Source organism: Neisseria sp. HMSC064D07 (assembly GCF_001837185.1).
In the GTDB taxonomy this organism is placed as follows: Bacteria; Pseudomonadota; Gammaproteobacteria; order Burkholderiales; family Neisseriaceae; genus Neisseria; species Neisseria flavescens_C.
In genome coordinates this window covers 1-11,112 of sequence record NZ_KV831641.1, presented here as the reverse complement: position 1 = coordinate 11,112, position 11,112 = coordinate 1, and the positions used below count along the sequence as shown (strand labels likewise).

Sequence of the window (11,112 nt, the reverse complement as noted above, 5' to 3'; positions counted from 1 at the left end):
AGGGCTTTTTTGCAAAGGTCTCAGGCCGTCTGAATATTTCAGACGGCCTTATATCTCTTTTTTATCTTTAAAATTTTGGTAAATATGAATGAATCAATACTGCATATTCAGATATAATCTTTGAAATCTAGGAAGCAAAGTTATCCAATATAATGACTAGCATCCTAGACATCTAATTGTATTAGAGAAGTATATATCCTACATACAAAAGTACTCATCTTCCCTGCTACATTTTAAGGTCCAAGCGCTCTAAGCTAAACTCATTTGAACAGTTTGGTAGGAACTTGTTTAATTCGTTTTGAACTTGAGGTATTTTATGAAAAAACTGGTCATTTTTGTATTAGCAATTCTATCTACTTCTGCTTATGCAACACAGCCACTAAAAGAAAGTGTTTATCCTTCAGTAACAAATTTTCCTTTTGAAATTAGAGTCAATCCGCTTTCCGATATAATTTATAAAATTAGCATTACAAATAAAAAAAATAAACAAACCCAAACTATTGAGAGTATGTCAAATCCTCCGCTTACCGCAGATCATTTGATTCAAATAAAAGATCTAAATAATGACGGATACCCTGATATTATCTTAAAGGGCTTCCCTGTTGCAGCATCGGCAATTAATGGCAATGAACTTTACATGTTTAATCCCAAAACTGAACAATTTGTGGAAACTGAAGATATTACACAGCTCGGGGAAATTCATGCTAATAGAAAAAATTGTATTTATGTTGATTATAGAAAAAATGCAATGGAATACGCCCAAGACCATTATTGCTGGCGTAATGGAAGATGGAATTTTATTAAAACCAAGTGAATTTTTATTAAGAGATAAAAAATAAGAATGGCTGTTAAAACCAGCGACTTTTATTCTAAAGGTATTTTAAACTCACAAGGCCGTCTGAAAGAGATTTCAGACGGCCTTTTTTATTCAAGTTAAACAACCATTTTTATCATTAGTCGCAAGATACCTACTACCCACTCATTTCTAATGAAAAAAGTACAAATTTAATGGAAAATACACACCTTCAAACTTAATTGCCTTTAAAAAAACGAATGCGCTCCTTTCTCCACATCCTCAAGAAAATCGGCAAAATAGCGCTGATTATCCCTATTTTTGCCCTATTGTATTTTTTGTCTGCTTGGATGATGGCTTCATTGCCGCTTAATGAAGAGCAGCCCAAAGGGGAAATTACTTTATTTTTAGTCAGTAACGGTGTGCATACTGATGTAGTCATGCCGCTGAAGAATGATATTTTTGATTGGTCAGATGTCGTCAATCCGAAAAACACGCTCTCTGCTGATCCTCAAATAACGCATATCGGTTTAGGCTGGGGGGAGCGCAATTTTTATTTATACACGCCTGAGTGGAAAGATTTGACTTTCTCCAATGCTTTAGGTGTATTAAGCGGGCTGAACCGTACGCTGATTCATGTTACTTATTATCCTTTTGAACCACGAGAAAATAGCCACGTCGTCAAATTTTTGGTCACGCCTGAGCAATACAGGAATTTAACAAAATCGCTCTTGGCCGGTTTTCAACAAGAAAATGGGCACCCCATCTTGCTAAAAGGAATCCATCATCAATCTAACGATGCTTTTTATGAAGCCAAAGGACGCTATCATTTATTCAATACTTGTAACACTTGGCTGAATGACAAATTGGTTGAAAGCGGCCTTAAAGGCGTGTATTGGACTCCTTTCTCTTCGCCCTTGCTGGAACAATATCGATAGCCTTCACGCTTCTCAATTTATGGGTCTATGTAAAACTTCAGGCCGTCTGAAATTTTCAGACGGCCTGTATTTTGATAAAAACTCAAAGCCCTTTATTATATAAATGAAATTTTTAAATAGCATTAAATATTAATTTTTATAAACAAACTGATTTTAAGTTCTATAAAATAATTAAAATAAAGAAATTTTAGAATAAAATTGCTAAAACAAAAAACTAAGCCTTGTTTAATTCCGCTAAAACCTGTAACCTGTATCAAAAATAAACAAGAGAGTTCATCATGTCCCAACACCACCCTACCGACGATATTAAGATCAAAGAAGTCAAAGAGTTACTCCCTCCAATCGCACATTTGTATGAACTGCCTGTTACGCCTCAGGTTGCCAATTTGGTTTATAAAACACGTCATGAGATTTCGGATTTGGTTCACGGCCGCGACAACCGTTTGCTGGTCATTATCGGCCCATGTTCGATTCACGATACTAAGGCGGCGGTTGAATATGCGCAAAAATTGCTGCCCTTGCGCAAAAAATATGAGAAAGAGCTACTGATTGTAATGCGCGTGTATTTTGAGAAACCGCGTACAACCGTTGGCTGGAAAGGCCTGATTAACGATCCTCACTTGGACGGTACGTTTGACATCAACTACGGCCTGCGCCAAGCGCGTCAGTTGTTGCTGACTTTGAACGAAATGGGCATGCCTGCTTCGACTGAATTCTTGGACATGATTACGCCGCAATACTACGCCGACCTGATTTCTTGGGGCGCGATTGGTGCGCGTACGACTGAAAGCCAAGTACACCGCGAATTGGCCAGCGGCCTCTCCTGCCCTGTCGGTTTTAAAAACGGTACGGACGGCAATCTGAAAATCGCCATCGACGCCATCGGTGCCGCCAATCATCCGCACCACTTCCTGTCTGTAACCAAAGCCGGTCATTCCGCGATTGTCCACACCAGCGGCAACCCTGACTGCCATGCGATTTTGCGTGGAGGGAAAGAGCCTAATTACAGCGCGGAACACGTTAAAGACGCGGTTGCGCAGCTTCAAAAAGCCGGTGTGAGCAGCAAACTGATGGTGGACTGCAGCCATGCCAACAGCCGTAAAGACTTCCGCAAACAAATGGATGTGGCGTGCGATGTTGCGGCGCAGCTGAAAGCCGGTGAAGAAAACATCATGGGCGTGATGGTGGAAAGCCACTTGGTTGAAGGCCGTCAAGACAAGCCTGAAGTTTACGGTCAAAGTATTACGGATGCCTGCATCGGTTGGGATACGACTGAAGAATTGCTGGCCCTGCTTGCCGAAGCGAAAGGTCATAAAGCGTAAGTGCGACATCATTAAAAAGACCGGATATGTTCCGGTCTTTTTTACGTCTGTCATTTTGATTTCTTTGCTCAAGATCCCGAGCAATTTTTAGTCAGGTTTGACATCAAAACAATATGAGAAAAAAATTCAGGCCGTCTGAAAACCCGATGATTCAGGTTTTCAGACGGCCTGTCCTACTTCTGCTATTCAATTAAAACGTATGTTTAACCGTTGCAGTCACACTACGCGGCGTGCCGTAAACGTGAATATCCGGCATGGTGCGATAGCGTTTGTTAAAGACGTTTTCAAAGTCCAAACTGATGCGGGTGGATTTGCCGATTTTGTAATGACCGGTCAAGTCCAGCGTTGCATACGGACGTTGGGTCAATGCGGCGGCGGCGGCTGGATTGATGTCTGCAGGGTATTCGTCCAGCGTGTGGCTGCGGCTTTGCCAGTTGACGTTGGCACCCAGGTTCAAACGGTCGGTTACGTCATACGCGGTAAAGAGTTTGAACAAATGAACCGGATAAGACGGATGCAGTTGAACCCCTTCGCTGTCTTTGATTTTAGAACGTGCATAAGACGCATTCAGCAGCCATTTATCACTCAGGCGGCCGCCGACAGAGAGTTCCACGCCTTTTGTTGTGGTGTTGTCGGCTGCGCGGTAGTATTCCTCGCCATTCGCGAATTTGCCTGCGACAACGCCCAAATGGTCGCGTTTGTTCATAAAAACGGAAGCGGAAGCATTCAGACGGCCTTCAAACCATGACGCTTTCAAACCGGTCTCGTAGGTTTTGCCGCGCTGCGGTTTGAGCGCCGCGCCGTCTTTGGTCAGGTAACGTACTTGCGGACGGAAAATGGTGGTGTAAGATGCATAGGCGGTCAGATTGTCGCCGATGTCGTAGGTTACGCCCAAATAAGGAATGAAAACATTTTGTTTGTGGCTGCTGTGTGCGAATTTGTTACGGCTGGTGCTGTAACGGTAACGCCAATCCACAAAACGGCTGCCGCCGATAAAGGCGAGTTTGTCGGTCAGTTTGAAACGGGTCGAGCCGTAAACCGACAGGTTTTTCATGCGTGAAAAACCATCGCGCAGATACGGCATATCGGGTTTGGCGATATTGCCGTTAAAGAGGCGCAAATCAGGAATCGTCGATTCGCCTTCTTCATAGAAAGACAGGTTTTCTTTGTTGTCCTGATAGCTGATGCCCGCATTGAACTCATGCGAACGGCCCAACGCTGGATAATTGCCGTCCAAGGTCAATGAAAAATTCTGGTCGCGGTATTTGCTGCGGTCGCGGTCGGATGTAAAGAGCGCGGAGTAATCAGAATTAATGACAAAAGTACCGGCAATGCCTGAAACAATGTCGTTTTTACCCGAAACATGGCTGTAATCGCCTGTCAGTTTCCAGCCGTTATCAAACTCATGGCTTAGGGAAGTGAACACTTCGGCGCTGTTGTCTTTGCCGTATGCCCAGCGTGCGGACGAATTGCTGCGCGGCGAAGACTCAAACGGTATGAATCCAGTACGGCGCGAACCTGCTGCGGTCAGGTAGCTGAAACGCGAGCTGCCGGTATTGCGGAAACGGTGTATTTCCGTACCGAGGCGCCATTCGGTTTGCGGCGTGATATCGTAAGACAAAGTGCTGTAGAAAGTGTGATTGTGGCGCGAAGTGTTCGGCAGGTAATCACCGCCATGGTCGCTGACCAAAATAGCGCGGCCGCGCAAGGTATTGTCTGCATTCAAAGGCTGATTGGCATCAAGGACGAAGCGGTAGTGGTTCCACGAACCGACACCGGCTTCTACGCTGATGGCTGGCTTGGCAGTCGGTTTTTTGCGTTCCAAAGCAACCGTACCGCCCGGCTCGCCCATACCGCCGTTTGACAAACCGCTTGCGCCGCGTACAACGACGACTTGTTCGTACAACGTGCTGTCCAGATTGTTGGTACCGCGGCGGATGGCTTTACCGTCGTAAAGGAACTTGGGCGCACCGTCCACGGAAATGCTGTCAATCGCCTGACTGCGCGAAATAAATTGGCTGTGGCCGGATACGTTGTTGCCCATTTTGCTGTGGAACACGCCCGGCGTTTGTTTCAACACGTCCTGCAAGGTATCCAAACCTTGGTCGTCCATTTGTTTTTCTGTGACAACGGACAAGGACTGCGGCGTTTCGCGCTGGGTCAGGCGGATGCCTGTCGCGGCAGAGGAAGCGGGAATGGTGTAGTTGGAAGTAGTCTGTTTTCCGACACCTTGGACGGTAACTGTCGGTAAATCGACACGCTCTTGCGGCTGGGTATTTTCTACTTCGGTCGCGAAAGAATACGCCGAACACAGTGCCAGACTGACGGCAAAGCTTAATTTGCCATAGGGGAATACAGGTAGTGACATAGCCTCTCCAATTAGCTGATGTTTCAATTTGGTGGCAGATTCTATCAAAAAGATGTAGTCCGATGAAACTATGTTCTAATCACTATTTTCTAAGTAGTTCGTTTAATTCAAAATATTTATTTTTAATCTAGTCCTAATTAACTAAAAAGGCCGTCTGAAAACCCGCATCATCAGGTTTTCAGACGGCCTTAATCTTTTTATTACAAGGTAATCAGTCTGCCAATTTTCGTGCCAATTCTGCCAAACGTTTACCTTGTGCAAAGGCAATGTCGTTTTCTTCGGCAGTCAATGCCGGCTTGCTGTCGTGGCCGGAAACATGGCTTGCGCCGTAAGGCGTGCCGCCGCTTTGAGTATTGCTGAGCGCTGACTCGGTATATGGGATGCCGCTGATGACCATGCCGTGGTGCAACAGGGGCAGCATCATGGTCAGCAGGGTGCTTTCTTGGCCGCCGTGCAGCGAAGATGTGCTGGTGAATACGGTGGCAGGTTTGCCGACAAGTTCTGCGCCGAGCCAAAGGGGAATGGTGCCATCGATAAAGTATTTCATTGCGGCGGCCATATTGCCGAAACGTGTCGGGCTGCCGAGCGCAAGGCCGGCGCAATTTTTGAGATCGTCGGCAGTCGCGTATGGCGCGCCTTCATCGGGAATGGCTTTTTCAACGGCTTCGCAAATGGTGGAAACTTTGGGAACGGTACGCAACACGGCTTCGCAACCGTCCACGCTTTCGATACCGCGTGCGATTTGGCGGGCAAGGTTGCGCGTGCTGCCATTTTGGGAATAAAAGAGAACGAGGATTTTCAGAGGATTTGGGTTCATTTGGGGTTTCCGTTACAATGCTGTCAGGTTTCAGACTGCCTTTTGAATACTCGGGCCGTCTGAAAAGAAGAAATTTCAATTTAAAAGTGGGAAAAGGTTATGCCGTTTTCGCAATGGTGGCAAGGTTTTTTAAAGAGTAAAGGCGTAGCGTTCGCTTGGTTTGTCGTGCGCCGTTTTGATGAGGAGCGTGTGCCGCAGGTTGCGGCAAGCATGACGTTTACGACGCTTTTGGCTTTGGTGCCCGTGTTGACGGTGATGGTCGTCATCGCTTCGGCCTTCCCTGTTTTTGACCAATGGTCGGGGGAATTTGTCTCTTTCATCAATCGTACCATTGTGCCGCAGGGCGCGGATATGGTGTTTGACTACATCAATGCGTTCCGCGATAAGGCCACCAAGCTGACGGCCATCGGCAGTGTGATGTTGGTCGTAACCTCGCTGATGCTGATTCGGACGATAGACAATGCGTTCAACCGGATTTGGCGCGTCAATTCGCAACGGCCTTGGATGATGCAGTTTTTGGTGTATTGGGCGTTGCTGACGTTTGGACCTTTGTCTTTGGGCGTGGGCTTGTCGGTCGTGATCGGTCAGGTGCAAGTAGTAGGCGGCTCGGAATGGCTGAGGGTCATCACTACGGTTTCATTTATTACGCTGCTGCTGTGGGGCTTATACCGCTTTGTACCCAACCGTTTTGTGCCTGCCAGCCATGCTTTGGTCGGCGCGGCTGTAACGGCGTTTTGCTTGGAAACGGCACGCTTTTTGTTCGCTTGGTACATGGGCAACTTTGACGGCTACAAATCGATTTACGGCGCATTTGCAGCGGTACCGTTTTTCCTGTTGTGGCTCAACCTGTTATGGACGCTGGTATTAGGCGGCGCGGTTTTGACCTCGTCCCTGTCCTATTGGCGCGGCGAAGCGTTCCGCCGCAGTCTGGATGCGCGCGGCCGCTTTGACGATGTATTGAAAATCCTGCTGCTGCTCGATTCTGCTCAACAAAACGGTAAGGCATTGCCGGTGCAGGAGTTCAGACGGCATATCAATATGGGCTTTGACGAATTGGGCGAGCTTTTGGAAAAACTGGCACGACACGGCTATGTCTATTCCGGCCGTCAGGGCTGGGTCTTGAAAATGGGGGCGGAGTCCATCGACTTGGCGGAGCTGTTCAAACTCTTCGTCTACCGTCCGCAAATGCTTAATAAAGACAAGGTTAATCAAACGGTTGACCACATTATGCAGCCCTGCTTGGAAACCTTGAACATGACGCTTGCCGAGTTCGGCGCCCATACGAAAAAACAATCCTCTTAAACCTGACGCCGTCTGAAACCAAAAATATCAAGTTTCAGGCGGCCTTTGCTATAATCGGCACACTACTGAATACTACATTCGACCTACAAGGAAAAATAGATGAAAACACCAGCCCTACTCTCTCTGCTCGGTTTGATTCCATCTGCCGCCTTCGCCGCCCACGGCGTAGGCCTTGGCCAACCACCCAAATATCCGGCCAACTTCACCGCTTTCGAATACGTCAATCCCAACGCCCCCAAAGGCGGCACATTTACCACGCCTTTCCTCGGTGCTTTTGACACGCTCAACCCCTTTACCCTCAAAGGCAACCACGAATACGGCATCAGCATGCTGACGCTCGACACCCTGACCGAGCAAAGCATGGACGAACCTTACGCCGTTTACGGCCTGATTGCCGAAGACATCGCCCTGGCGCCGGACGGTCTTTCCGTTACCTTCAAAATCAACCCCAAAGCCAAATTCCACAACGGTGACCCCGTTTTGGCCAAAGACGTTGCCGCTTCATTTAACATCCTGACCAAAGACAAAGCCGCTGCCCCCATGTACCACTTCTACTGGAGCGACGTGGCCAAAGTAGAAACGCCCAACGACCGCACCGTCGTGTTCCGCTTCAAGCAGCGCAACTCAGAATTGCACATGATTCTCGGCAGCCTGCCCGTCTTCTCGCATAAAAGCTATCCCAAAGGCTTGGCCGCCGCACCCAACAGCCTGCCCATTGGCTCCGGCCCCTACCGTTTTGCCAAAGCCGAAAACGGCCGCATCAGCGAGTTTGTCCGCGACAAAAACTACTGGGCGCAAAATCTGCCCGTGCGCAAAGGCCGTTACAATTACGACCACATCCGCATCAAATACGTCAAAGACGAAGTTGTCCGCATCGAAGGATTAAAAGGCGGCCAATATGACTTCGTACAAGAAAACGTCGCCCGCAACTGGGCGCGCGCCTACTCCGACGAAGTCCTCAAAAAACGCAATCTGTCCAAACACGAATGGGTACAAAACAGCACAGCCGGCATGCAAGGCTTCGTCATCAATATGCGCCACAAGCCCTTGGACAATATTTACGTCCGCCGCGCCTTGATTGAAAGCTTCGACTACGAAAGCGTCAACAGCCGCATCTTCTACGGCGCATACCGCCGCACCGACAGCTTCTTCACCAACAGCACCATGGCCGCAACCGGCAAGCCTGACAGCGCGGAAACCGCATTGCTCAAATCATTGGGCACCAAGCTGCCCGACGGCGTATTGGATCAAGACGTCCCTATGCCGCCGGTTACCGACCCAAAACTGGGCGTGCGCCCGAACCTGCTCAAAGCACGCGCCCTGCTTGAAAAAGGCGGCTATCAATACAAAAACGGCAAAGCAGTCGACAAACAAGGCAAACCGCTGACTTTTGAATTCCTCGCCCCAAGCAAAAACTACGAGCGTATTACCGCCAAATGGCAGCGCGACCTCGCCAAAATCGGCATTACCATGAACGTGCGCACCGCCGATTCCGCCGTATACCAAAAACGCATGAACGACTTCGATTTTGACGTGACCACCGGCTACTACGGCAACAGCGAAAGCCCCGGCAACGAACAATACGACTACTTCAGCTGCGCCGCCGCCAAAACCGAAGGCAGCCGCAACCTATCCGGCGTCTGTCATCCTGCGGTTGAAAAACTGTTGACCCATTTCAACAGCTTTACCAACCGCAAAGAGCTGCAAACTACCTCGCGCGCGCTCGACCGACTGATCCGCCACCAATACACCATCGTTCCAAACTGGTTCGCCGACCGCTATCGCGTCGTGTACCGTAACGATGTCGGCATTCCGTCCAAGCTGCCGAAATACTACGACCCCATTACCTTCGCCATGACCGCAGGCTGGAAGAAAAAGTAGTCGCATTTCGACAACACGTCCAAGCGTCTGACAAGCCCTTGGCGTGTAGCATTCAGCATAGAATCATAAAACCTTGTTGTTTGTTTAAAAACAATCAATTGGCTGATTCCAAACAAACATAAAAGAAAAAGCAACTTAAAGCCAAATCAAAGGCCGTCTGAAACATCCGTCAGCAAAATCATCTGCAACGGAACATTTCAGACGGCCTTTTCGTCTCTTATCAATCCATTTTCGCAACCGAAGCAAAATATCGAAAATGAACAAAAAAATTGCAAAACAATGCCCTCAAATTTTACAAAACCGTGTACACTGCAAGGTAAGAGTTTGAATTATAAGGTTAATCTTAATAAAAACTACAATCATCCAAATTTAACCTAAATCAAGCATTCATATAACAGACAAAAGGAACAATAATATGGAAATCAAGCGTCTCTCTACTATTCTCAAACTGATTGCCAACCCCGAACGTATGGCCATTCTTTTTCTGCTGCTTGACGGCGACCGCAGCATTACCGAACTGGCACAGGCACTCGACTCCTCCCCGACCGGCATCGCCAACCACCTCGCACGCCTGCGCACCGAAGGCATCATCGATTTCACGCGCTACCACCGCATCATCGAATACCGCATCATCTCCGAAGAAGCCACCACCATCCTCAATACCCTGAGCACGCTCAAAGACCAAGCCGAATAAACAAATAATTCCATATCACAACAACAAGGCCGTCTGAAACATCAGCTTTCAGACGGCCTGCCCCTTTCAGCCCATATCGAAAAATAAACCAATCCGCTATACAATACCGCCCATGCCCATAGGCGCAATCCGCCGCCTTCCCACCCAACAGCACACACGGAAACATCATGAAAATCGCCACTTGGAACGTCAATTCCCTTAACGTCCGCCTGCCCCAAGTACAAAACTGGCTGGCCGACCACCAAGCCGACATACTCGCCTTACAAGAACTCAAACTCGACCAAGACAAATTCCCGGCCGCCGCCCTGCAAATGATGGGCTGGCACTGCATCTGGAGCGGCCAAAAAACCTACAACGGCGTCGCCATCATCAGCCGCCACGAGCCACAAGACGTACATTGCGGCCTTCCCGCCCTCCCCGACGACCCGCAACGCCGCGTCATCGCCACCACCATCAACGGCGTGCGCGTCATCAACGTCTATTGCGTCAACGGCGAAGCCCTGGACAGCCCAAAATTCCAATATAAAGAACAATGGTTTGCCGCATTGACCGAGTTCGTCCACACCGAAATGGCCGCTCACCCCAAACTCGTCCTGCTCGGCGACTTCAACATTGCCCCGGCCGATGCCGACTGCTACGACCCCGAAAAATGGCACGAAAAAATCCATTGCTCCTCCATCGAAAGACAATGGTTTAAAAACCTGCTCGACCTCGGCCTGACCGACAGCCTGCGCAAAATCCACCCCGAAGGTGCGTTCTACACCTGGTTCGACTACCGCGGCGCCATGTTCCAACGCAAACTCGGCCTGCGCATCGACCATATCCTCACCAGCCTCGAACTCGCCGCCACCCTTACCGACGTTACCGTCGACCTAGAAACCCGCGCCCAAGAACGCCCCAGTGATCATGCGCCGGTAATTGCAGAGTTTGACTGTTAGATTTTGAAGCAATATAGACAATAAGGCTGAGACCTTTGCAAAAAAGCCCTTCCTTCGAC

9 protein-coding genes are annotated in these 11,112 nt (G+C 48.6%); 7 read left to right on the top strand and 2 right to left on the bottom strand.

All coding sequences use genetic code 11. The annotated features are described in order from the left end of the window. The first annotated feature begins 316 nt into the window (after positions 1-316). The 3 genes from HMPREF2608_RS00405 (at position 317) to aroG (ending at position 3,053) form a co-directional block, all read left to right on the top strand. A complete protein-coding gene (locus HMPREF2608_RS00405; RefSeq protein ID WP_070825596.1) occupies positions 317-814 on the top strand; it encodes an XAC2610-related protein in 498 nt (165 codons plus the stop codon). A gap of 239 nt (positions 815-1,053) precedes the next feature. Further along, the gene (locus HMPREF2608_RS00400; protein WP_070825595.1) at positions 1,054-1,731 is read left to right on the top strand and encodes a TIGR02117 family protein; all 678 of its coding nucleotides are present in this window, start codon (positions 1,054-1,056) and stop codon (positions 1,729-1,731) included. A gap of 278 nt (positions 1,732-2,009) precedes the next feature. Further along, positions 2,010-3,053: a 3-deoxy-7-phosphoheptulonate synthase AroG gene (gene aroG / locus HMPREF2608_RS00395; protein ID WP_070825594.1), complete on the top strand. Its 1,044-nt coding sequence runs from the start codon at positions 2,010-2,012 to the stop codon at positions 3,051-3,053. 190 nt (positions 3,054-3,243) lie between these two features. Here the strand turns inward: aroG and HMPREF2608_RS00390 are convergent, their stop codons facing one another. Together HMPREF2608_RS00390 and wrbA are read right to left on the bottom strand one after the other, a co-directional pair. Beyond that, entirely contained in the window at positions 3,244-5,421 is a 2,178-nt protein-coding gene (locus tag HMPREF2608_RS00390; RefSeq protein ID WP_070825593.1) for a TonB-dependent siderophore receptor, read from the bottom strand. A gap of 211 nt (positions 5,422-5,632) precedes the next feature. Then, complete coding sequence (gene wrbA, locus HMPREF2608_RS00385; RefSeq protein ID WP_070825592.1) at positions 5,633-6,238, bottom strand: NAD(P)H:quinone oxidoreductase; 606 nt, start codon at positions 6,236-6,238, stop codon at positions 5,633-5,635. 99 nt (positions 6,239-6,337) lie between these two features. Here wrbA and HMPREF2608_RS00380 point away from each other — a divergent pair, with 99 nt between their 5' ends. The 4 genes from HMPREF2608_RS00380 (at position 6,338) to xth (ending at position 11,053) form a co-directional block, all read left to right on the top strand. After that, positions 6,338-7,540: a YihY family inner membrane protein gene (locus HMPREF2608_RS00380; protein WP_070825590.1), complete on the top strand. Its 1,203-nt coding sequence runs from the start codon at positions 6,338-6,340 to the stop codon at positions 7,538-7,540. Positions 7,541-7,639: 99 nt separating this feature from the next. Beyond that, complete coding sequence (locus HMPREF2608_RS00375) at positions 7,640-9,421, top strand: extracellular solute-binding protein (RefSeq protein WP_070825589.1); 1,782 nt, start codon at positions 7,640-7,642, stop codon at positions 9,419-9,421. 415 nt (positions 9,422-9,836) lie between these two features. Beyond that, positions 9,837-10,115, top strand: a complete 279-nt coding sequence (locus HMPREF2608_RS00370; protein ID WP_070825588.1) for an ArsR/SmtB family transcription factor — start codon at positions 9,837-9,839, stop codon at positions 10,113-10,115. A 167-nt stretch (positions 10,116-10,282) separates the two neighbouring features. Then, entirely contained in the window at positions 10,283-11,053 is a 771-nt protein-coding gene (xth, locus tag HMPREF2608_RS00365; RefSeq protein ID WP_070825587.1) for an exodeoxyribonuclease III, read from the top strand. Positions 11,054-11,112: the final 59 nt, after the last annotated feature.

What these genes read in the sequence shown, in the direction of transcription:
- HMPREF2608_RS00405 (WP_070825596.1), top strand. Translation starts at nt 317, where the DNA reads ATGAAAAAACTGGTCATTTTTGTATTAGCAATTCTATCTACTTCTGCT.
- HMPREF2608_RS00400 (WP_070825595.1), top strand. Translation starts at nt 1,054, where the DNA reads ATGCGCTCCTTTCTCCACATCCTCAAGAAAATCGGCAAAATAGCGCTG.
- aroG (WP_070825594.1), top strand. Translation starts at nt 2,010, where the DNA reads ATGTCCCAACACCACCCTACCGACGATATTAAGATCAAAGAAGTCAAA.
- HMPREF2608_RS00390 (WP_070825593.1), bottom strand. Translation starts at nt 5,421, where the DNA reads ATGTCACTACCTGTATTCCCCTATGGCAAATTAAGCTTTGCCGTCAGT.
- wrbA (WP_070825592.1), bottom strand. Translation starts at nt 6,238, where the DNA reads ATGAACCCAAATCCTCTGAAAATCCTCGTTCTCTTTTATTCCCAAAAT.
- HMPREF2608_RS00380 (WP_070825590.1), top strand. Translation starts at nt 6,338, where the DNA reads ATGCCGTTTTCGCAATGGTGGCAAGGTTTTTTAAAGAGTAAAGGCGTA.
- HMPREF2608_RS00375 (WP_070825589.1), top strand. Translation starts at nt 7,640, where the DNA reads ATGAAAACACCAGCCCTACTCTCTCTGCTCGGTTTGATTCCATCTGCC.
- HMPREF2608_RS00370 (WP_070825588.1), top strand. Translation starts at nt 9,837, where the DNA reads ATGGAAATCAAGCGTCTCTCTACTATTCTCAAACTGATTGCCAACCCC.
- xth (WP_070825587.1), top strand. Translation starts at nt 10,283, where the DNA reads ATGAAAATCGCCACTTGGAACGTCAATTCCCTTAACGTCCGCCTGCCC.